This window comes from Bacillus sp. AY3-1 (assembly GCF_008368785.1).
Classification (GTDB): Bacteria; Bacillota; Bacilli; order Bacillales; family Bacillaceae_G; genus Bacillus_A; species Bacillus_A wiedmannii.
Genome location: NZ_QORZ01000017.1, coordinates 1 through 22106 on the forward strand (window position 1 = coordinate 1; position 22106 = coordinate 22106).

Consider the following 22106-nt stretch of genomic DNA (forward strand, 5'->3'; position numbering starts at 1 on the left):
TATTCGGGTTCACTTCAAAAAAAGAGGTTTTTTTACTTTGTTCTCATTATTCAGCATCCGTGTTTTGATACGCCATCTTAAACAACTTCACTTGGCTATCAATTTCTTCTGTACTACTATTAATAACATAGTAGTACTCACCAGATTTATTCTGTTCACGTGTTTTCACATTATCAGCTAATATAAGTTGTAAAATCGCCTTAATCCTCGCCTTCATTTCAATATCTAATATCGGGAAAGATATTTCTACTCGCTTCTCCATATTCCGCGTCATCCAGTCAGCTGAAGATAAGTGTATTTTCTCTTCTCCATTATGATGGAAATAATAAATTCGGCTATGTTCTAAATATCTCCCGACAACACTAACTACCCGAATATTTTCACTTACATTTGGAATACCAGGCCTTAAACAACACGTTCCTCGAACGATGAGCTCTACCTTTACTCCAGCTTGTGATGCTTCATACATTTTTTTGATTAATGGTTTATCTGTTAATGAATTCATCTTAGCGATAATATATCCATTTCCATATTGCCTATGATAACGGATTTCTTCATCTATTAAATCCATAAATTGCTCTCTTATATCAAATGGTGCAACCGATAAATGATGAAAATGTGGCTTGGTTGTATAACCACTCAAATAATTAAAGAAATTTGTTGCATCGACCCCAAAGTCTTTTCGTGATGTAATATACCCGAAATCAGTATATAACTTTGCTGTTGCGTCATTATAATTTCCAGTCCCGAGATGTACGAACCTTTCGATTTTTCCGTTTTTTCTTCTTACAACTAGCGTAATTTTACTATGTGTTTTCAAGTGGCTTACACCGTAAATAACGTGACAGCCTGCCTTTTCTAATTCTTTAGCCCAATGCACATTATTTTCTTCATCAAATCTTGCCTTCAATTCAACTAATACCGTAACTTGCTTCCCTTTTTCAGCTGCTACCTTTAGCGCCTGAATAATCGGCGAATCCCCACTTACTCGATATAATGTTTGTTTGATTGCAAGTACATTCGGATCGTCTGCCGCATCACGGACAAAATCAACTACTGGCTGAAATGATTCAAAAGGATGATGTAATAAAATATCATGCTCAATTGCTTTTTCAAATACATCTTCCGCATCCCCCAAGTCTTGAGGCCGTTGCGGAATAAGAGCCGGATATACTAGATGTTCATATAAAGGAGCTAGTTTTTTATATAAAGAAAATAGACATGTTAAATCTAATGGTCCATCCATTATATACACATCTTCATCTTTTACTTCCAACACCTCATATAATAATGCTAATACTCTTTCATCAATATGCTCTTTGCCAACTTCTAAACGTACAGCAGCTCCCCACTTACGCTTTTTTAATTCTTTTTCAATTACCTTTAATAAATCCCTCGCACCTTCTTCATGAATCGTTAAATCCGCATTGCGTGTAATACGGAAACGAGTAACAGACGATACTTTATATCCTGTAAATAATTTATGAGTAAAACCACTAATTACATCTTCTAATAAAATAAATTTATGCTTTTGCCCCTCACTCGGTAAAAATATGAAACGTTCAAGTAATGAAGGAACTTGTACAATTCCTAACTTCGTGCGGTTTTCTTCCTCCACTTGTTTCTCATCATATAAAAGAGTAGCTAAATTCAAACTTTTATTTAATAACATCGGAAATGGACGATATGCATCAATAGCTACAGGTGTTAAGACTGGAAAAATCTGCTCATCAAAATACTCTTCTATAAATTCCCTCTGTTCTTTCGTCAAATCGTGGAATGTTAAACGTTCAATCCCCTCTAACTCCAGCGCTGGCAACACATAATTTTTAAACGTATCATATTGTACAGTCATTAATTCATGGGCCTTTATCGCAATTTTATTTAATTGCTTTTTTGGTGTTAAGCCAGCCTTATTTTCTGGTTGGTTAAACCCAGCACTCACTTGATCCTTCAATCCTGCTACGCGTACCATAAAGAATTCATCTAAATTGGAACTGAAAATGCTAATAAACTTTAATCTTTCCAAGAGCGGATTTGTTTCATCCTGTGCTTCTTGTAGTACACGTTCATTAAATGCTAACCAACTTAATTCTCGATTATTGTAATAAGCTGTATCATTTAAATTTACTATATTCCCCATCAACATTTCCATCCTCTTCACACTTCCCCTGAAACTTTTTTACTATAATTTAGTTACTTTTATTTTAGCAAATTACAATATTCCAAGGTGTTAATTTTTTGTAAAGACATCCGTACAACTTAACGTTTTGATTCGAAGGATAAATTAATAGTCGTTTTCAACACTCTTTCCAGCTGCTTTTTTTGTTTTTCAGCTTGCACTTTTTCCGCTAATGCCGATTGCTCACATACAATTTTAAATGTTAATCCTTCTTTACTTTCTGTTATAGATATCGATTCAACAAGCGATCTTTGTCTTATATTCAGAGCTGCTGAAAACTGTAAAACAGCCCCTAATAGACGGATTTTTTTTTGTTCATTTTTATCAAACCATCCTTCAAATGGGGACAAATGTTGTTTGAATAACATTTTTGATTTATAAGACGCAATAAGCGCTAATCTAACTCGCTCTTTATGCATCATCCCATCAATTGTTTTATTCGCTAATAAATAAAACGTATGTAAGCGGCTCGCTTCTTCGTCTATATATTTACCTATATTAAATACTTTCGCTGCTTGATGGAATACTTCCCAGTCTTTTACTGACATAGAAATCAGCCCTGTTTCTTCAAGTTGTTGACAAATGAGTCTTCCATGTTTAATAAGCTGCATTACAAATTCCATATCCATTTCATATTCATGTGATAATAAATACAAACTTTCTTCGACTACGTTCGGATAATATGAAATCCCCAAATCTTTTGTCAACTCTTCATAGAAAACACCTTCTCGTAACCCTTTTCTACTTAACACAAATGCTGGTGCCTCTATAACATTAACAAGCGTATGAAAAACTTCGACTGCTGGAATAATTGTATCTGCTCGATCTTTTGCCAATCCTTCCAATTTTTGAAGTTCTATGAACGACAATGCTTCCAATTCTTCTTTCACATTTTTAATATCTTCTTCTTTCATTTTATATAAATGTACCCCTGCTATAGGATAAGAAATTAAATTTTGATGGATTTTCACTAAGTTCCTCGCACTACCACCAATTGCAATAAGAGGCAATTTCTTATCAATTAACCATGGTAATGTTCGAAATTGATATTCTAAGTACGTTTGAATCTTTTCCAACTCGTCTTCAGTAGGTATATCCTCTTTAATAAATTGTTGCTTTAAAGAAAGTGCTCCAAAAGGAAAGCTATGGTACTCTAAAATCTCTCTATTTCGAAAGTATGTAACTTCTGTACTTCCTCCACCAATATCTACTGTAATTCCTTCAGAGAACGAAGTTGAATTCATAACCGCTAAATAGCCGTAACGTGCTTCTTCATATTCTGATAAGACTCTAAGAGTAAAGTCTGTTTGTCCTTCAACCAGTTTTTTAATTGCCTCTTGATTCTCAGCCTGTCTAATTGTTGCTGTTGCAACACAAAGTACATGATGTAACTGGTGGAATCGTGTACTTTCTTGAAATTGAAATAACGTTTGTAACAATACCTCTATTCCTTCTTCATTCAACACACCATCAATTAAGTAATTCCTTAGCCGAGCAACCACTTTCGTATTTTCAATCTCCTTATAAAAACCTCCGTTTTGCTTTTCATAAATAACTAAACGCACTGTATTAGATCCAATATCTATAATGGCATATTGCTGTTTTAATATTTCTTTCAAACTTCTCACTCTTTCATTATCAAATTTCTAAAACACATTCTATTACTATTATACAAAATAGTTGTTTTTTGTAACAATATTGCTTTAATATTGAAAATATATACAATCACTTTTTGCATATAATAAAAACCTCTTTTATTTATGTTATAATAATGAAAAATTGAAAGGAGATTCAATATGAAACCTTCACAACCACAATCTCAATTACAAAACCAACATTCTATTAATCGACTAGCTCAATCTATTTTCGTTGTGAATCGTCATGCTAAAGCTGCAACTAATCCGAAGTATTTATACTGGTTAAAAAAGACGGCTTTAGAACGCTTAATTGCTGAAAAAAAAGCTATTAAAGAAGGATTACATTTTTCTAGAAATCCACGTTTTAGCCAACAACAATCTGATGTTCTTATACGTTTAGGTGATTATTTTTTCCATATTCCTCCTACCAAAGAAGATTTTCGAATCCTACCACATCTTGGTCATCTTGAATCCTCCTATCGAAATCCGAAAACAACCTTATCTTTAACAGTAGCAAAAAAAACACTTCAAGATTATATTGGTCCTGAAGCACTGAAACAAGAAAAAAAATTAAGTGAACCTGTCCCATGGTATAGTCGTACTTATACAAAAAAATAAAACAGTTTGGCCAATTGTAGGCCAAACTGTTTTATTTTTTCTCTTCTTTAATTTTAATATTTGCTTGTTTATAAAAAGCTATTTTTTCTGTATTATAAGATTTTGTAAATTCATTAAACTTGTCTTTTTCTGATTCAATATCCTTATAAGATTGATTTACTACTTTTACTTTTTCACTAATATCTTTTAATTTTGTACCTTTATCTTGTAACATTGTATATAATTCTTTTTCTTGTTTTAACGATTTATTATAGCTATCATACATCTTGTTAAATGAATCTTGTCGTTTCTCATATGTGCTTTTCACTTTATCCGCTTGATCTTTCAATTTCTTATCTTCAATTTTCTTCACATATTTATCTGCTGATTTTACTTCTTCTTGTGCCTTACTTAAAGATTCTTTTTCTTTTTTAAGCACTTTGTCTCGTTCATCTGTATTTTTCACTGCTTGGTTCAATTTTTCCTTAACAGTTTGATTATTATCTTTTCCTTCTTGAACAATCTGGTTATATAATTCTTGTCCCTCTTTTTCTAAAGTTTCAAGTTTCTTTGCATCTTCAAACATTGTTTTTTCTTGCTTTGCAGCATTTTCAAATGCAACATATAATTCCTCTTCTGGTTTCGGTCCGAAACAACCGGCTAATAAAGTCATTGATAATGCAGTTACAATTGCTAATTTACTATATTTCAACATCTTCTTCCTCCTACTTATATACGATCATCGTGTAAAAAGCTATGAAAATTATATATCCTTCTATAAACTCCATACTCGCACCTTTTCTACGAAAATCATTGATATTGTTTATAATGCTTATACAAATTGTATTACTTAAAATTACATTTTACTTTTTTGAACCAATTAGCAGTTTCATATCCATCTTTTACTTAGCACTTTTTAAAGCCTGTTCATACTATGTATTACATAAAAGTACAACGGAATTCATCACAGCCATAATAATTTGAAGAACAACAGTAATAATAATTCACCTGATAAAAGATGATCGTTGTTCTCTCACGTCTATCATTCTATCATTCCCTTTCCGGCTTTCTATCAAATAATCTATTTGTTCATTTTACACAGTATAAATGCTATCTTGCAACAACTTACAATTATTCTTGTCATTCCCTAAAAAGGAAAAGTGTAGAGCATGCTTCCCTCTACACTTTTAAAATGAAACACATTGTGCAAAATGCATTGACACATCCATCATAATTATATGCTTATTCCATATATTTTTAAAGACTTTTATTACAATAAAAGTTCTTTTTGTAATAAAAGTCAAAAAAATGTTACATTCAAAACTTCTTCATATCATATTTCTTCAAATCAAGGTTTCACTCATTTTCTTACAAACCCCTATGCTGGTACAATTGATTTTGTGCCTTTCTTAACAATTCTTCAAAAGTTTTTCCTTCTATTGGATAACTAGCAGCTCCAAATAATAGCGTCATACTTAACAAACCATTTTCTATTTCACTTTCAATATTTTTCATTAATCGATTTGTTATTGTCGACTTTTCATGTCCGTTATCAATCGCCACAATAACATACTTATTTTCATCCCACCTTGTAACGACATCTCCTTTACGAATTGTCTTTACAATCGTACTCTCCAATTTTTGTACTAACACCTCCAATTTTTTTTCTTGCACTGTTTCTTTTAGTTCTTTCCATTCTTTTACAGAAAGAATGTACACTGTAATATTATGAGAATCCCGTTCTGATAAAGCAGCTACTTTCTCAAAGAAATCAACTACAAAATCATTACTTGCCATTCCCCCTACTTCCGTATCCATACGCCCACTCGCTCTTTTATCATACCAATGTCCAAAATAATAGCTGAGTATCATTTGCAATATATAAATAATAAAGACGGTATAAAATGATCGCGAATCCAGTTTTGTAATTACATCCTGAAGCGCAATCCATTCTGTAACTGCCACTGTATTCCCAAGTAATAACCCACTAATTTTCCCTTTATGTTTCATACTTCTCCTCCTTTCTATACCAATATATGTTTCTATAACAATTATGTTTTTCTACAAAATAAAAAATGTACATATTGAGTGTACATTTCCGCTTAAGCTTGTCTACCATTTCTATTCTATTTCATATATATACTATATATCGTTTTAGAAAGAGGTGACTTATATGCTACAAAAAGAGAATCTATCAGATATTATACGTTTACTAGCAGGTTTTCTATTATCATTAAAATTACTGTTTAATTCTTTCGGAGTGAACTTTATTACAAACGATCAAATTGATGCTATTGTAAATGTTGCTTCCTTTCTTTTCATTTTATATTTTGGTTATAAAAATAATTATGTAGGAAAAAAAGGAATCGAGCAAAAAAAAGTACTCAAAAAACACAATCTTCATTAAAAAAGGAACCTTTCTTACAGGTTCCTTTTTATCATTGCCGCACAACAACTTCATTTGTTTGCAGCGGGCCATATGATACTCCTTTATATTGAAATGTATATGTAGCCTGAAATAATGCGTTTTTGATTGCTTTATCTTTATTTGCTTTTATTTTACAAATTAGTTCTACTTTCTCATTCGGTAATAAATTATCAATTCGCCACCTTACAAGCTGGAACAAAAACTCGCTCATCCCCTTATCAGCCTTTAATGAATTTGGGATATATGCAAAATAATCTCGAATCATATGACTTACTACAACTCGTGAAATCATTTCCATTCCTTTATTTTCTACTTCAATTCGAATAATAAGTATGTCATTTACATCATAGGTCAGTTCATATGAAAATTTTTCTTTATACATACTACGGATTTGCAATGTAACTGCTACATTAGGACATTCGTTTTCCTTTTTTGAGCCATCAATCCATAACACCGGTTGTAGCGGCATTGAACGCCTACCTTGATCTGAAATTCGTTTCCATATTTTCATAATAATATTCACCCCATTTCAGATGCATCATATCCATACGACCTTATTCTGCCTCTCCATACAATATTAATAAAGCTTGTTACAAACGATATATAGTTATTACTCTTCCTTTTATCCTATTCGACAATATAAAGAAAAAACCATTTTTCCTCTGTTAACAGAAGGTATTCTTACTGAAATATTTTTTTACAATTTCCTTCATTGACTTTACACCAATACTAAGTATTGCTCACTCTTTCTCTGTCCATACAACAGAATATTTTGGCGGAAGAAAAAGTTTGCCTTTTAGTCAAATTTGACTATAATATTCTTTATGGCTTTGTCAGTGCACTTATGTAAATTGATTTAAAAAACTATATTTCAAATTTTTATGCGCTGCACTCAAAACTTCATATAGTTTACTTATTATTAAAGGAGGGTTATATTTGGAATCTCAATTATCAAAAAAAGACTCCAACAATACAAAATTTGTTGTTGCAGGTTTATTACTTGGTATTTTAATGGCGGCAATGGATAATACAATCGTTGCAACAGCAATGGCAACGATTGTTGGAGACCTAGGAGGATTTGACAAGTTCGTTTGGGTCACGTCTGCATATATGGTAGCAACAATGGCAGGGATGCCTATCTTCGGAAAACTTTCTGATATGTACGGACGGAAACGCTTTTATATTGGTGGTCTCATTCTTTTCTTATTCGGTTCTGCACTTTGCGGGACAGCATCTAGTATTGAGCAACTAAGTATTTATAGAGCAATTCAAGGGATCGGTGGCGGTGCTCTTATGCCTATCGCCTTCACGATTATGTACGATATATTCCCACCAGAAAAGCGTGGGAAAATGACAGGGCTATTTGGTGCGGTTTTCGGGACATCTAGTGTATTTGGCCCTTTATTAGGTGCTTATATTACAGACTATATAAGTTGGCATTGGGTCTTCTATATTAATATTCCATTAGGAATTATCTCCTTCTTCTTCATTACTAAATACTACAGTGAATCTCTAGAATTTAGAAAACAAAAAATTGATTGGGCTGGCGCTATTACACTTGTTATTAGTATCGTTTGCTTAATGTTCGCCTTAGAACTTGGTGGTAAAGAATACGCATGGAATTCCACTGTAATTATCGGTTTATTTACAACAGTTTTTATTATGCTTATTATTTTCTTCTTCGTAGAACGAAAAGCAACTGAGCCTATCATTTCTTTCCATCTATTTAAAAAACCTTTATTCGCAGCTAGCCAAGGCGTTGCCTTTTTCTATGGTGCCGCTTTTATTATCTGTACAGTTTATATCCCAATCTTCGTTCAAGGTGTTCTCGGTGGTTCAGCCTCCAATGCTGGATTAATTTTAACACCTATGATGGTTGGCTCTGTAATTGGAAGTCAAACAGGTGGACAGTTAGCTTCTCGAACAAGCTATCGTAACATCATGATGGTATCTGGCATTTTCTTCGTAATTGGTATTTATTTACTAAGCACTTTAACAATGGATACACCTCGTCTACTTGTAACGCTATTTATGGTTCTCACTGGACTTGGAGTTGGTTTCTCGTTCTCAGTTTTAAGTATGTCTTCTATCCACAAGTTAGAAATGCGAGACCGTGGTTCTGCTACATCAACCAACTCATTCTTCCGTTCACTCGGTATGACTCTTGGTGTAACGATTTTTGGTACAATTCAAAACCATATTTTTACTACTAAATTAAACACTGTGTTCCCTCCTGAACTAGCTAAATTAGTTCCAAAAGGCGGAGACACAAGTTTCTTATTATCACAAGGTGCTACCGAGAAGATTCCAGCTGAAATATTAACTGGTATTAAAGATGCTCTCGCTACCTCTATTGCCAGTACATTCTTCTGGGCACTGATCCCGGCTGTACTAAGTGTTATTTGTATTTTACTTATGGGAAATGAACGCCTCTTTACAGGTCCAAAAACGAAACAAAAACAAAAGCAAGTAAGTTAATATAGAGAAAAGAAACGGCATATCCCTTTATGAAAACGGATATGCCGTTTATAATATGTATAAAGTTTTTATTTATAGGAGTTGAGACAGCATGAGCATGAAATTAGTCATTCTCGGCTTGCTACTCGAAGGAGATAAACATCCATATGAAGTGCAACACATCATGAAAGAACGACAAATGGATTGTTATATTAAATATGCAAAAGGATCACTTTACTACGCCTTCGAGCAATTAGAAAAGCAGGGTGCAATTCGTATTACCACGATTGTTCGAGATACGAATAGACCCGATAAAACAATCTTTCATATAACAGAAGAAGGTAAACGGTTATTTCACACGTTACTATTAAAACAATTCGAGGCACAAAATCAAATATATAAACCAATTTATTCAGCACTCTCTTTCGCTCATTTTGGTGATGATCAAGATTTAATTCCTATTTTAGAAAAAAAGAAAAATGATACCGTTCAATATTTACATAAAATGCAAACTATATATGATTGTAGTAAAGGACAAATTCCACGTGCACAACTATATATTTTACAAAGCGTTATTGAACATATTACAGTTGAATTGCAATGGTTAAACACCCTCCTTACAGATGCAGTTGCAGGGCGACTGTCAGAAATTGATATAGATACAAATTAAACTTATAAAGAAGAAACTGTAAAAGACAATAAAGTTATTTCTTTTTAAACCCTAAAACAAGCATAGCCCCGTTCTAATTTAGGACGGGGGGTGCTTGTTTTAGTTTCGCTATAAGATACTTATTTCACTGCACTCAAAAATATAACAAAGATTTATTTATCACCGGTATCCCATAATAGAAGATTATTTCTTAAAATTCTATATAAAAAGGTTGTTGATTTTCATCCAAACTGTATTCAATTCTTTGTCTGAAATTCATAAAATTCACCATCTCTAACGCCTGCTCAATAGGATAGAACCCTACTTCCAAACTTTCTGGTGTAGTCGTTAATTTACCTCCAACTGGTCTAGCTAAAAACAACGTATTACATATTGAATGGTTCACATTTTGGAATACTCCACAAAATTTTAAAACTTCAATATCAACACCTGTCTCCTCTTTAGTCTCCCTTATTGCAGCATCTTTCAAAGACTCTCCTTCTTCAACTTGCCCACCTGGCATTTCCCATCCTCTTCTAGGTCCCTTAATTAATAAGATTTCTTTTTGTTCATTAATTACAATTGTCGCTGCTGAAACTATATGTTTTGGTGGTGAATAAATATTTTTTGTACTTTGTTCCAATTGAAATTCCCCATTTCTATAAACTTAGTATATGTATCTTTATACAGAAACCTTTTTCTTTCTTGTAATAACTTACTATTTCAAAATGAACCATTCAATCCCCTTCCTCATTCCAGAATATGGATGAATTTTCAAATAACATAACTAGCATCTTATCTCTGTACAAGTACATACTTCTTTGTATGTTTAATCGTAATTACTTTCAATTCCTCTTACTTTTCTTCGTCTTACAAAAACTAGAATAATCCGAATAATAAAAATAAAAAACTTTAGAATTTTCTTATTTTAAAACAGTAGACAAAATTCCAAAAATTGTGTTAGAATTTGTTTCAATATCATATCGCTTGTTAACTTCCTTTCAAAAGGAAAATAGGTACACGAAAATTTCGTTTCGTGTTTAAAAGGGAAGCTTGGTGAAACTCCAACACGGTCCCGCCACTGTAAATGCTGAGATTTCTTTTCTATGCCACTGTGAAAACGGGAAGGTAAAAGAGATTATATGAAGCATAAGTCAGGAGACCTGCCTGTTTTAACAACACTGATAGATTCACGGATGATGATGAGGTGTTAAAACAAAAAGGAAGGCTTATTTTCTATGCCTTTATGCTTTTTGTTATAGGTATTTCCTAGTAAACGGAAATGCTTACTTTCAATTAGGGAGGAATTTAAAATGGCAATTCAAACAAGTAACTTAGGTTATCCACGTATCGGACTACAACGAGAGTGGAAAAAGACATTGGAAGCTTTTTGGTCCAATAAAATCGATGAAGAACAATTTTTAACAAAGATGAAAACAATTCGCCTTCAACACGTAAAAGTACAGCAAGAAAAAGGGATTGAACTCATTCCAATTGGCGACTTTACATATTATGATCACGTTTTGGATACTGCTTATATGCTAGGATTTATCCCATCACGTTTTTCTGAGTTTACATCTTACCTTGATGTATATTTCGCAATGGCGCGTGGCTCTAAAGATCACGTAGCTTCTGAAATGACAAAATGGTTTAACACAAACTATCATTATATCGTTCCTGAATATGAAGAGGGATTACAAATCTCTTTAAAAGATAATCGTCCACTTCGCTTATACGAAGAGGCAAAACAAGAATTAGGAGTAGATGGAAAACCTGTTATTTTAGGACCATATACTTTCTTAAAATTAGCTAAAGGCTACACACAAGAGCAATTTGCTACGATTTTAAAACAGTTAGTTGCACCTTACGTACAACTGCTTTCAGAACTACATGCAGTTGGTGCACAAGTCATTCAAGTTGATGAACCGATTTTTGCTTCTTTAACGAAAGAAGAAGTTCAACAAGCAAAAGAAATTTATGAAGCTATTCGTAAAGAAGTTCCAAATGCGAATCTTCTTTTACAAACATATTTTGATAGTGTAGAAGAAAACTATGAAGAAATTATTACATTCCCTGTATCCGGTATTGGATTAGATTTCGTTCATGGTAAAGAAGGTAATCTAAATGCTATTTCAAAATATGGATTCCCAGCTGATAAAACTTTAGCTGTCGGTTGTATAGATGGCCGTAACATTTGGAGAGCTGACCTTGATGAAATTATTACGTTATTTACAACGTTACAAAAACAAGTCCAAACGAAAGATTTCATCGTTCAGCCTTCTTGTAGCTTATTGCATACGCCAATTGATAAAACAGAAGAAACTCACTTATCAACTGAGCTATTCGATGCGTTAGCATTTGCAAATCAAAAATTAGAAGAGTTAGTTCTTATTCATTCCGCTCTTATTCAAGGTACAGAAAGCATTAGTAATGAGCTGGAAACATACCGAAATGTACATCATACAATTCGTTCATCTGCTGCACGTAACCGAGAAGATGTTAAAGCAGCACGAACAGCACTAAAAGAAGAAGATTTTTCACGTCCTCTTCCATTTGAAAAACGATACGAATTACAACAAGTTGCCCTGGAGTTACCGTTATTACCAACAACGACTATTGGTAGCTTCCCGCAAACAACTGAAGTTCGTCAAACGCGAAAAGAATGGCGTAACGGTGTTATTTCAAATGAACAATATGAACAATTTATTGAAAAAGAGACAGAAAAATGGATTCGTTACCAAGAAGAAATTGGTCTTGATGTTCTTGTACATGGTGAATTCGAAAGAACTGACATGGTCGAATATTTTGGTGAGCGCCTTGCTGGTTTCTCATTCACTAAAAACGGTTGGGTACAATCATACGGTTCTCGCTGCGTAAAACCACCTGTTATTTATGGCGATGTTGCCTTTATTAACGGAATGACTATTAAGGAAACGGTTTATGCACAAAGCTTAACAGAGAAAGTTGTAAAAGGAATGTTAACTGGACCTGTTACGATTTTAAATTGGTCCTTCGTTCGAAATGACATTCCAAAAAAAGAAGTCTCATATCAAATTGCATTAGCTCTTCGTCACGAAATTGAACTACTTGAATCTTCCGGAATTCGAGTAATCCAAGTCGATGAGCCAGCACTTCGTGAAGGAATGCCACTAAAAGAAAAAGATTGGGACGCTTATATTACATGGGCAGTACAATCCTTCCTTTTAGCAACTTCTTCTGTAGCAAATGAAACACAAATTCATACGCATATGTGTTACAGTAACTTCGAAGATATTGTTGATGCGATTCGCGCATTAGATGCAGATGTGATTTCTATCGAAACATCAAGAAGTCACGGTGAATTTATTGACACATTAAAACATACAACATACGAAAAAGGCATCGGTCTAGGTGTATATGATATTCATAGCCCACGTGTACCGAGTAAAGATGAAATGTATAAAATCGTAGAACAATCTTTAGAAGTATGTGATCCTAAATATTTCTGGATTAATCCTGATTGTGGTTTAAAAACGAGAAGAACGGAAGAAGTTATCCCGGCTCTAAAACACATGGTGCAAGCAGCAAAAGATGCTCGTTCCCTGCTAAAAACAAACGCATAACAAAAATGGGTTATCCTCAAAAAGGATAACCCATTTTTTATTCTTTACTTTCAAAAAAGAATTCGTATTGTATTTTATATAATTCATCATCCGTTGGTTCTTCAAGAGGAGTTGCCTGTAATACAACTGTATACTCACCATTCGGAATAGGGATTTGGAATTTATTCGAAAGAATACTTGTTACAACGATACATTCATTTTTAACTGTAAAAGGAACTGTAACCGTTCTAATCACCTCTTCTTTCTCAATATGTTTCCCAGGGGTCACTTTTACTTCACAAGTATAATCAGAGAGTGCTTCAAAAATAACAGTTCCATCCGCCTTCGCATAACCTCTTTCAAAATCTTCATCCGTCCAGTCTACGTAAGGCTGATCACCGTCATAGTTCATCAACATTAATTGCGAATAAGAAATTGTTAACTCCATCGTTCCCCTTCTCCTTCATTATGAAATATGCAACTACTACTTTACGTCAAATTTCACACGCGTACCATCTGGGTATTTATCTAACTTATTTCCTACCCAAGACCCTGCTCCGCGGTTATCTGCTGGACTTATATATTCAATATGTGCTCCTTTTCCGCCTTCTTTACACATCGCCATTGGCCATTCATCACGATCATACCCTTTTTTTGATGGGTATGGAGCTAACGATAATTTTCTTCTATCCGCAGCACCACCACGGTCGATTGTACAAACTTCTGAATGTCCTTCTTTTATAGCATCCGTAATATGTTTCCCTGTCTCTGGATATCGCTCTTTCGGAAATTCTAGAACTTGATCATATGCATTCGTTTTTTTGATACTTGTTTCCTCTGGAACAAGTACTTCATAAACCGCTACTACAATAGAAAGAATTGCAATAATTGAAATGATAATACCTTTTAATTGCTTCATGTATACCTCCATGCTTCTACCAGTTTCTTTTCCTCAGTTATTATAACAAACTTCTCCTGTATATGTTTTCAGACATTATTTTAGCTCTTCTTCGCCATTCCGCCAAAAACTCTCATTTTTCTTCATCTTTTCACTAATGCTGTAGAAAACTAATAACCTTCCGACATTCTTTTTTAAAGGAAGTCCTCATAAAAGATTGAAATGATATATACGATACTTTTTGGGGAGGAAATAACATGGAAGCTATCTATAAAACGAAAGATGTCACGAATAAAACAGGCATCCCAAAACATATAGTCCGTAAATATAGCCAACTGTTAGAGGAACATGGTTATATCATTTCAAAAACAGCTGATGCTCGTATTTATAAACTGGATGATTTAAAACTATTGAAATCTATACATGAAAGAGCTGCTAAACTGCAAGAAGATATTTCAGAAACGATACCTATTATTTTACAAGAAAAAGAGGCCCCGCCTGTACCCGCTATACAAGATAAGCAAGAAATACAAACGAAAGAAAAAGAAGATGGGCGTAACTTTGAGGAGTTCATGTTAAAACTTGAAATGCTCGCTCAATTAAATGAAGCAATTATTCATCAAAATTCTACTCTTATTACCCAAAATCGTTTAAAAGATGAAAAGCTAGATGAATTGATGCAACAAGTTTATGTAAAAGAAGGCTCTCAAGAAAAAATGCTACAAGAGTTAGTAGATCATGCCGCTCAAACAGATGCCCTGCAAAAAGAAAAGATGGACTTATTAATGAATCATATGTATAAACGAGAATCCAAGCAAGAGGAAAAAATGAATAAACTCGTAAATCAAATTTATAATAAAGACAGCAACCGGGATGCACAACTTATGCAAGTGATTCGCGAAATTCAAGAAACAAAAAGATTAGTCGCAGCTTCGAAAGAACAAAGTTTTTTTCAATCATTTAGAAGTTTATTTAGCCGATCAAAACAAGAAAAAACATCTGAATAAAATAATATTTTTTCCTATATAAAATAAAAAGTTACCTGCCATCGGTAACTTTTATTCCTTATTTCTTACAGCTGGCAATATAATAATTGCTTCAGTTCCTTTCCCACTTTCGCTTTTATATTCCAGCGTACCATTATGCGCTTGTAAAATACTAAATGTTACCATAAGTCCTAATCCTGTCCCTTTTTCTTTTAAAGAATAATACGGTTGTCCCAGTCTTACTAACTGTTCTTTCGTCATTCCAACACCACTATCTTTAACTCTTATTACTATCGTTTCATCTTTTTGCATAGCCGTTACTTTTAAATATCCTTTATTTCCTTGGATTGCTTCAATACCATTTTTAACAACATTCATAATAGCTTGCTTCAATTTCGTCTTATCACCGATCGTATAAAGACTTTCAGATATCTCAACTTGCAAATATACACCTTGCATCGCTGCAAATGATGACATAAGAGTTGTCATTTCAATTAATTGAGCGGATAAGCAAATGTGTTCTTTTTTCTCAATTTGCGGCCTTGCTAAATTCAAATAATCTGAAATAATTTGTTCTGCCCGATCCAATTCGGCTAATACGAGACGCATATAATCCTTATTCTTCACATCTTCCGTACTTTCTAACAATTGAATAAAACCACGAACAACAGTGAGCGGATTTCGAACCTCATGTGCAACACTTGCTGCCAACTCACTTACAATATTAAGCTTTTCTGACTTTTGCATCTCTGTACGTAATATTGCATTTTCGTTTAAATATTCTGTTAAGTACACTTGAAATACCATAGTCATAACCATAATAAGCGAAGCAAATATATATCCGCTATATAAGTGTGAAATGTGTGGTGTAAACCCCGTTTCTAACAGAACGTTAATCATACCAATTACTAAAGAAACAAGTACGTACAATGATGAAATCATAAATGCTAAAATTAGCTTCTTATCCCTTGAAAATAGAGACCATTTCTTTGATAAAAATAATGGAACTATCAATAGAAATATTACTTCTATTACCGGAAGAAGGCTCATTCCCTTTAGCGCCCATTCATATGCAACAAAAATAACGCCCGGGATCAAACCAACAATCCCACCATATAAAAAACCACTAACAATCGGGATTGGGTGAAAATTATACCCACAAATGTCACCAAAACAAATAGAGTATGTCATGGAGAGAATGAGTGTAATGCTGGATAAAAACATAATAAAGTAGCGGTTCGGCTTCGGAGGCATTTCTTGATAACGATTTAAACGAATCGCTTCATATAAAAATAGTGGCAAAATAATGATGGCAATTTGGATCATTAAATCACGGATCAGCTCCATAGCCTCTCATCCCCTATATGTATTTTGATATGATTATATCATTTTACGGGTTTATTTGTTTTAAAATTTTGATTTTTCTTAACATATTTGTTAATTCTTTGTTAACAGCACATAATAATTGTTACAGATTTTCGAAATGAATGTAAACCCTGTACCAAATTTCTGCCCGGCAGTATACAATGAATACGGATTACAAAGAAAATAAAAAATACTTCATGAGACGGACAACTATAGCAAAATACAGCATATAATCCATACTATCTATGTTTACAAATAAGTGATCATTATTTTAGTAGGAGGAAGATAAATATGGCGGGTACTACGCTTGTTTTAAAAGAAGAAAATTTGGTCGTTCTAGAAAATGTTGAAAAATCAGTATATGAAGAGTTACAGCATAAAACCGGAGAAGAAAATTGCACATGTGCTGTGAATGAATCAGTTGTTCACCTTGGCAAAGTATCCTCTGTACTTTGGAATGAAGATGAAATAGATTGGGAGTACGGATATTAAAAAGTCGCTTACAGCGGCTTTTTTTCTATTATCCCTCTCTTTCTACATAACATATACGCAAGCGAAATCATAGAAAATATGTTAAAATGAACTTAATTTTCAAACGGAAGAAAGGGAGATACAATGGAACAATTCATTAACCCTAGAGTGAAGGACATCCAAATTTCTGGAATCCGTCAATTCTCTAACATGATTCAAAACTATGATAATCTTATCTCTTTAACAATTGGACAACCCGATTTCCCTACGCCTTCTCTCGTAAAAGAAGCGGCAAAACGGGCTATTACAGAAAATTATACAAGCTATACACATAACGCCGGTTTACTAGAATTACGCAAGGCAGCTTGTAATTTTGTAAAAGATAACTACGATTTACAGTATTCACCTGAAAACGAAACCATCGTTACAATCGGTGCTAGTGAAGCAATTGATATTACATTCCGAACGATTTTAGAGCCAGGAACAGAAGTTATTTTACCTGCCCCTATTTATCCAGGATACGAACCAATTATTCGATTATGCGGTGCTACACCTATTTTTATCGATGTTCGTGAAACTGGCTTCCGTTTAACAGCCGAAGCGCTAGAAAATGCTATTACAGAAAAAACAAGATGCGTCGTACTGCCGTATCCTTCTAATCCAACTGGTGTAACTTTATCAAAAGAAGAATTACAGGATATTGTAACTGTTTTAAAAGATAAAAATATTTTCGTCCTTTCTGATGAAATTTATAGCGAACTTGTATATGAACAAAAGCATACATCTATCGCTCATTTCCCAGAAATGCGTGAAAAGACTATCGTCATTAACGGTTTATCAAAATCTCATTCTATGACTGGCTGGCGTATCGGTCTATTATTCGCACCAAGCTATTTAGCAGGACATATACTAAAAGTTCATCAATACAACGTAACGTGTGCTACTTCAATCGCTCAATATGCTGCAATTGAAGCATTAACAGCTGCTAAAGATGCACCAAAAATGATGCGTCATCAATACAAGAAACGCCGCGATTATGTATATAATCGACTCATTCAAATGGGCTTAACAGTTGAAAAGCCAACAGGTGCATTTTACTTATTCCCATATGTTGGTCATTTAACATCTTCATCATTTGATTTTGCACTTGACCTTGTCAAAGAAGCTGGACTAGCTGTCGTTCCTGGAACTGCATTTTCTGAATATGGTGAAGGCTATCTTCGCTTGTCCTATGCGTATAGTATTGAAACTTTAAAAGAAGGCTGTGATCGATTAGAGGCCTTTCTACAACAAAAAGCTAAGAGTTAAACTCTTAGCTTTTTTATGCATAATGATCGCAAGTTTGGCGCTTTAGTAATTTATGAGGAATAATAATACACTTTGCAGTAGACTCCGCATTCTCTACTTTATCCACTAAAGCTTTTGCTGCCTCATATCCTAGTTGATAAATATTCACATCAACTGTCGAAAGTGGCGGACTCGCAATTTCTGATAATAAAGCATTGTTAAAGCTTATAATGGAAACATCCTTTGGTACAACGAATCCTTTTTTAGAAAGAGCACTTAACACACCAAGTCCAATTAAATCATCCGTTGCCACAATTGCTGTCGGTGGTTGCTGTAGTCCCATTAACTCCTCAACGGCTTGTTGACCACTTTCCCTCGAAAAATCAAAATGTAAAATATACTCTTTTGGTAATACAATGTCCGCTAATTTTAAAGCATCACTCATACCAGCCAAACGATCTCTCGTTACAAGTAAATCTGATCCACCGCCGATGAACGCGATTTGTTTATGACCTAATGAAATCAAATATTCTGCTACTTCTCTTGCAGCTGTATAATTGTCATTATCTACATATGTAATTTCATCTTTTCGATCATACGGTTTCCCAATTAAAACAAACGGGAAATTTTGTTTATGCAAATATTGAATAATCCGATCATTCTCTCTTGAATATAAAAGAATAATGCCACCAATTTGGCGCCCCTGTACCATCTTTACAACACCATTAAAAATTTCATCTTCCGTTTCACCTGTCGACATATAAAGCGCATACCCTTCTACATGTGCAAATGAACTAATCCCTCTTATAACTTCTGGGAAAAACGGATTTTGAAAAGCTTTACTTGCAGAACTTGGCATAACAAGACCAAGTGTTTTTGTTGTTTGGTTAGCTAGATTTCTTGCGTTTAAATTGGGATGATACCCTAGTTCACTCATTACTTTCCGAACACGACGTTTTGTTTTTTCACTTATACTTGGATTATCAGCAATTACACGAGAAACGGTAGATGGTGCTACATTTGCCTTCTTCGCCACATCTTTAATTGTAACTGTCATAAAAATCCCCCTCCTCTCACTTCTCTGCCATTTTGTTATATATTTTAATCTTGCACCCGTTGCAAGTAATAGGAGAAGTCATAAACTTTCATTGATTCTATCTTGTAATACCTATCATATTCTCCCTCTCCATGTATTGTAAGGGATATAGCTCTTTTTTCCTATACTATAATATACTATTTATTTCACTTCTTTTCATATGTGATGTCATATATCTCTTTTTTCCTATACAATAATATACTATTTATTTCACTTCTTTTCATATGTGATGTCAAATCTCTTTTCATCTCCCTATAAAATTTTTTATAGGGAGATGAAAAGAAAAATGGGACGTAACGTCCCATTTTTCATCCTTTCGTACCTCCAGCAGTTAAACCAGAGATAAAGTATTTTTGTAGTGATAGGAACAAAATTGAAATTGGGATTGCAATCAATACTGAACCCGCTGCGAACGTTGTAAATTCATTACCAAATTTCTTCGCTACCATTTCATATAACCCAACTGCTAACGTATAATTTTCTGGTGTGCGCAAAATAACACTCGCTAAAATGAAATCTGTAAATGGACCGATGAAAGTGAATAACGCCACAACCGCTACGATTGGCTTTGCAAGTGGCATAATGATTTGCCAAAAAATACGGAAATGTCCTGCCCCATCCATACGAGCTGACTCATCCAATTCTTTCGGAATCGTATCAAAATATCCTTTCATAAGCCATGTATTCATTGGAATTGCCCCGCCTACATAAATTAAAATTAATGCAAGGTGCGTATCGATTAACCCTGTTAACTGTGCTAATACGTATAGAGCGATTAGCGCCGCAAAGTTTGGAATCATTTGCAGAATTAAAAATGTTAATAAACCATTTTTTCTTCCAACAAAACGGTATCTTGAAAATGCATAAGCAGTAAAACTAATTGCTAACACTGAGAAAATCATCGTTATAACACTTACTTTTAATGTGTTTTTATACCATAGTAAATAATTACTATTCTCTAAATCTAATAACTTACGATAATGATCTAACGTTGCATTTTGCGGAATAATACTTGATCCAGATAAACTATCACCCGGATTAAACGATGAGCCAATAATCCATAATAATGGATAGAAAATGATGGCACACATTACGAAAATAACGAGATAACTTAATGAGAGACGTAACATCTTTTGTCTTTTAATATTCATTTACATCATATCCTCTTCTTGGAATGATTTTGTTCTCTTAAATTGCCATAACGCAACTGTAATAACGATTAACGATAAGATCATTGTAAGAGCTGCCGCTTTCCCGTACTGCGCCGAAGTCATCGTTAACTTATAAATCCATGAAATTAAAATATCTGTTCCACCTGCGTCTTGTCCAGCTACAGCAGGACCTCCGCCGTTAAATAGATAGATGATACTAAAGTTATTAAAGTTAAACGTATATTGCGTAATTAATATTGGTGCTGTTGCATATAGAACAAGTGGCAATGTAATTTTACGAAACTGTTGCCAAGCTGTAGCTCCATCTACTGTAGCAGCTTCATATAACTCCCCTGGAATCGATTGCAGTATACCTGTTGTCATTGCAAAGACGAACGGGAATCCAAGCCACGTTTGAATTATAATTAAAGCGATTTTTGCCCAAAATGGATCTGTCATCCAAGCAATCTTTTCGATTCCAAATAAAGCTAATACTTGATTGTTAATTGCTCCAAATGTCTCATTAAACATACCAGAGAAAACAAGAATAGATACGAATGCTGGAACCGCCCACGGTAAAATGAAGATTGTTCGAATAATTGCCTTCCCTTTAATACCAGGCTGATTTACGATAATCGCTAAGAAAATACCAAGCGCAACTTGTAATGTCGTTGCAACGAATGTCCAAATGACAGTCCAAGAAAATACGCTTAAAAATGTCTCTCTCCACATTGGTAATGTAAAGATATCAATAAAGTTTTTGAAGCCCACCCAATCTACTAATTTAGCTGGAGGAGAGTGGTATAAATCATAATTCGTAAATCCAATTAAAATTACGAAGATGATTGGAAATACAACTACAAAGATAAGTAATAGAAAACCTGGTGAAACCATTAAATATGGAAAACCTTGATCTAGTAAATTACGGTATTGCTCTTTTACAGAGTTTAAAGGTGTTCCTATATCACGTTTCTTCCCGTTTTGGTATGCATCATATAAATTAAATGCATATATTCCGAGTCCAAAAACGATGACGATGAGTGCCAAGATTCCTTCTACTAATAGAAAGACAGAATGATCACGTGGAACTTCTGTACCTAGCGTTACAATTCCCCATAATCCCATATTTAATAAATCAGCAAAGGCTACAATAAATGAACCTGTTAGTACTAGAAAAATAAGACCTTTTACAAATTGCTTATTATACATTTGGCCCACGCCTGGAATGATAGATAACATGGTTGCCATTTTCCTATGCTTTGAACCGTTTAAACCGTTTGCTGGTTCCATAGATGTTTGCATGTTCCTTCCCCCTTTTTTC

At 33.9% G+C, this 22106-nt stretch carries 20 protein-coding genes and 1 riboswitch; of the genes, 8 read left to right on the forward strand and 12 right to left on the reverse strand.

Annotation, left to right across the window (positions count from 1 at the left end; translation table 11 throughout):
- Window positions 1-46: 46 nt before the first annotated feature.
- Window positions 47-2155, reverse strand: a complete 2109-nt coding sequence (locus DN389_RS15375) for a polyphosphate kinase (protein ID WP_098189974.1) — start codon at window positions 2153-2155, stop codon at window positions 47-49.
- Between the two features lie 107 nt (window positions 2156-2262).
- Window positions 2263-3801 carry an exopolyphosphatase gene (gene ppx, locus DN389_RS15380; RefSeq protein ID WP_149237348.1) on the reverse strand — a complete coding sequence of 513 codons (1539 nt, stop codon included), beginning with the start codon at window positions 3799-3801 and terminating at the stop codon, window positions 2263-2265.
- A 177-nt stretch (window positions 3802-3978) separates the two neighbouring features.
- Between ppx and DN389_RS15385 the strand changes: the two genes are divergently transcribed.
- On the forward strand, window positions 3979-4437 hold the full coding sequence (locus tag DN389_RS15385; RefSeq protein ID WP_000804864.1) for a YkyB family protein: 459 nt from the start codon (window positions 3979-3981) through the stop codon (window positions 4435-4437).
- A gap of 31 nt (window positions 4438-4468) precedes the next feature.
- Here the strand turns inward: DN389_RS15385 and DN389_RS15390 are convergent, their stop codons facing one another.
- Together DN389_RS15390 and DN389_RS15395 are read right to left on the reverse strand one after the other, a co-directional pair.
- A complete protein-coding gene (locus DN389_RS15390) occupies window positions 4469-5131 on the reverse strand; it encodes a YkyA family protein (protein ID WP_000922489.1) in 663 nt (220 codons plus the stop codon).
- Window positions 5132-5784: 653 nt separating this feature from the next.
- Window positions 5785-6426 carry a diguanylate cyclase domain-containing protein gene (locus DN389_RS15395; protein ID WP_000680840.1) on the reverse strand — a complete coding sequence of 214 codons (642 nt, stop codon included), beginning with the start codon at window positions 6424-6426 and terminating at the stop codon, window positions 5785-5787.
- Between the two features lie 163 nt (window positions 6427-6589).
- Between DN389_RS15395 and DN389_RS15400 the strand changes: the two genes are divergently transcribed.
- Entirely contained in the window at window positions 6590-6823 is a 234-nt protein-coding gene (locus tag DN389_RS15400; protein WP_000939452.1) for an SPP1 phage holin family protein, read from the forward strand.
- A 31-nt stretch (window positions 6824-6854) separates the two neighbouring features.
- Here DN389_RS15400 and DN389_RS15405 read toward each other — a convergent pair whose 3' ends face one another.
- Entirely contained in the window at window positions 6855-7355 is a 501-nt protein-coding gene (locus DN389_RS15405) for a hypothetical protein (RefSeq protein WP_046957438.1), read from the reverse strand.
- A 425-nt stretch (window positions 7356-7780) separates the two neighbouring features.
- On the opposite strand from DN389_RS15405, the gene DN389_RS15410 reads away from it, so the two are divergent.
- Together DN389_RS15410 and DN389_RS15415 are read left to right on the forward strand one after the other, a co-directional pair.
- Window positions 7781-9322 carry an MDR family MFS transporter gene (locus DN389_RS15410; RefSeq protein ID WP_088123330.1) on the forward strand — a complete coding sequence of 514 codons (1542 nt, stop codon included), beginning with the start codon at window positions 7781-7783 and terminating at the stop codon, window positions 9320-9322.
- 91 nt (window positions 9323-9413) lie between these two features.
- Complete coding sequence (locus DN389_RS15415; protein WP_088123331.1) at window positions 9414-9971, forward strand: PadR family transcriptional regulator; 558 nt, start codon at window positions 9414-9416, stop codon at window positions 9969-9971.
- A 190-nt stretch (window positions 9972-10161) separates the two neighbouring features.
- Here DN389_RS15415 and DN389_RS15420 read toward each other — a convergent pair whose 3' ends face one another.
- Entirely contained in the window at window positions 10162-10593 is a 432-nt protein-coding gene (locus tag DN389_RS15420; RefSeq protein WP_088123332.1) for an NUDIX hydrolase, read from the reverse strand.
- 354 nt (window positions 10594-10947) lie between these two features.
- A riboswitch (cobalamin riboswitch) is annotated at window positions 10948-11135 on the forward strand.
- A gap of 128 nt (window positions 11136-11263) precedes the next feature.
- Here DN389_RS15420 and metE point away from each other — a divergent pair.
- A complete protein-coding gene (metE, locus tag DN389_RS15425) occupies window positions 11264-13552 on the forward strand; it encodes a 5-methyltetrahydropteroyltriglutamate--homocysteine S-methyltransferase (RefSeq protein WP_149237349.1) in 2289 nt (762 codons plus the stop codon).
- 37 nt (window positions 13553-13589) lie between these two features.
- On the opposite strand, the gene comJ is transcribed toward metE, so the two are convergent.
- Both comJ and nucA read right to left on the reverse strand, forming a co-directional pair.
- Entirely contained in the window at window positions 13590-13979 is a 390-nt protein-coding gene (comJ, locus tag DN389_RS15430; protein ID WP_000424016.1) for a competence protein ComJ, read from the reverse strand.
- Between the two features lie 36 nt (window positions 13980-14015).
- Window positions 14016-14450, reverse strand: a complete 435-nt coding sequence (nucA, locus tag DN389_RS15435) for a DNA-entry nuclease (RefSeq protein WP_000811502.1) — start codon at window positions 14448-14450, stop codon at window positions 14016-14018.
- A 236-nt stretch (window positions 14451-14686) separates the two neighbouring features.
- Here nucA and DN389_RS15440 point away from each other — a divergent pair, with 236 nt between their 5' ends.
- On the forward strand, window positions 14687-15436 hold the full coding sequence (locus tag DN389_RS15440) for a DUF3967 domain-containing protein (protein WP_046956436.1): 750 nt from the start codon (window positions 14687-14689) through the stop codon (window positions 15434-15436).
- Window positions 15437-15487: 51 nt separating this feature from the next.
- Here the strand turns inward: DN389_RS15440 and kinB are convergent, their stop codons facing one another.
- Complete coding sequence (gene kinB / locus DN389_RS15445; protein WP_098189971.1) at window positions 15488-16762, reverse strand: sporulation sensor histidine kinase KinB; 1275 nt, start codon at window positions 16760-16762, stop codon at window positions 15488-15490.
- A 309-nt stretch (window positions 16763-17071) separates the two neighbouring features.
- Between kinB and DN389_RS15450 the strand changes: the two genes are divergently transcribed.
- Complete coding sequence (locus DN389_RS15450) at window positions 17072-17272, forward strand: hypothetical protein (RefSeq protein WP_000929285.1); 201 nt, start codon at window positions 17072-17074, stop codon at window positions 17270-17272.
- A 123-nt stretch (window positions 17273-17395) separates the two neighbouring features.
- Entirely contained in the window at window positions 17396-18559 is a 1164-nt protein-coding gene (locus tag DN389_RS15455) for an aminotransferase A (protein ID WP_088093453.1), read from the forward strand.
- Between the two features lie 13 nt (window positions 18560-18572).
- Here the strand turns inward: DN389_RS15455 and malR are convergent, their stop codons facing one another.
- From malR to malC, 3 genes are all read right to left on the reverse strand, one after another.
- Window positions 18573-19595: a maltose operon transcriptional repressor MalR gene (gene malR / locus DN389_RS15460; protein ID WP_000219036.1), complete on the reverse strand. Its 1023-nt coding sequence runs from the start codon at window positions 19593-19595 to the stop codon at window positions 18573-18575.
- 347 nt (window positions 19596-19942) lie between these two features.
- Window positions 19943-20785: a maltosaccharide ABC transporter permease MalD gene (gene malD / locus DN389_RS15465; protein WP_001022607.1), complete on the reverse strand. Its 843-nt coding sequence runs from the start codon at window positions 20783-20785 to the stop codon at window positions 19943-19945.
- Window positions 20786-22087 (reverse strand): maltosaccharide ABC transporter permease MalC, encoded by a 1302-nt coding sequence (malC, locus tag DN389_RS15470; protein WP_060488386.1) that lies wholly within the window; start codon window positions 22085-22087, stop codon window positions 20786-20788.
- Window positions 22088-22106: the final 19 nt, after the last annotated feature.

What these genes read in the sequence shown, in the direction of transcription:
- DN389_RS15385 (WP_000804864.1), top strand. Translation starts at nt 3,979, where the DNA reads ATGAAACCTTCACAACCACAATCTCAATTACAAAACCAACATTCTATT.
- DN389_RS15415 (WP_088123331.1), top strand. Translation starts at nt 9,414, where the DNA reads ATGAGCATGAAATTAGTCATTCTCGGCTTGCTACTCGAAGGAGATAAA.
- malD (WP_001022607.1), bottom strand. Translation starts at nt 20,785, where the DNA reads ATGAATATTAAAAGACAAAAGATGTTACGTCTCTCATTAAGTTATCTC.
- kinB (WP_098189971.1), bottom strand. Translation starts at nt 16,762, where the DNA reads ATGGAGCTGATCCGTGATTTAATGATCCAAATTGCCATCATTATTTTG.
- DN389_RS15450 (WP_000929285.1), top strand. Translation starts at nt 17,072, where the DNA reads ATGGCGGGTACTACGCTTGTTTTAAAAGAAGAAAATTTGGTCGTTCTA.
- metE (WP_149237349.1), top strand. Translation starts at nt 11,264, where the DNA reads ATGGCAATTCAAACAAGTAACTTAGGTTATCCACGTATCGGACTACAA.
- malR (WP_000219036.1), bottom strand. Translation starts at nt 19,595, where the DNA reads ATGACAGTTACAATTAAAGATGTGGCGAAGAAGGCAAATGTAGCACCA.
- DN389_RS15400 (WP_000939452.1), top strand. Translation starts at nt 6,590, where the DNA reads ATGCTACAAAAAGAGAATCTATCAGATATTATACGTTTACTAGCAGGT.
- DN389_RS15375 (WP_098189974.1), bottom strand. Translation starts at nt 2,155, where the DNA reads ATGGAAATGTTGATGGGGAATATAGTAAATTTAAATGATACAGCTTAT.
- DN389_RS15440 (WP_046956436.1), top strand. Translation starts at nt 14,687, where the DNA reads ATGGAAGCTATCTATAAAACGAAAGATGTCACGAATAAAACAGGCATC.
- DN389_RS15395 (WP_000680840.1), bottom strand. Translation starts at nt 6,426, where the DNA reads ATGAAACATAAAGGGAAAATTAGTGGGTTATTACTTGGGAATACAGTG.
- DN389_RS15455 (WP_088093453.1), top strand. Translation starts at nt 17,396, where the DNA reads ATGGAACAATTCATTAACCCTAGAGTGAAGGACATCCAAATTTCTGGA.
- malC (WP_060488386.1), bottom strand. Translation starts at nt 22,087, where the DNA reads ATGCAAACATCTATGGAACCAGCAAACGGTTTAAACGGTTCAAAGCAT.
- comJ (WP_000424016.1), bottom strand. Translation starts at nt 13,979, where the DNA reads ATGGAGTTAACAATTTCTTATTCGCAATTAATGTTGATGAACTATGAC.
- nucA (WP_000811502.1), bottom strand. Translation starts at nt 14,450, where the DNA reads ATGAAGCAATTAAAAGGTATTATCATTTCAATTATTGCAATTCTTTCT.
- DN389_RS15390 (WP_000922489.1), bottom strand. Translation starts at nt 5,131, where the DNA reads ATGTTGAAATATAGTAAATTAGCAATTGTAACTGCATTATCAATGACT.
- DN389_RS15405 (WP_046957438.1), bottom strand. Translation starts at nt 7,355, where the DNA reads ATGAAAATATGGAAACGAATTTCAGATCAAGGTAGGCGTTCAATGCCG.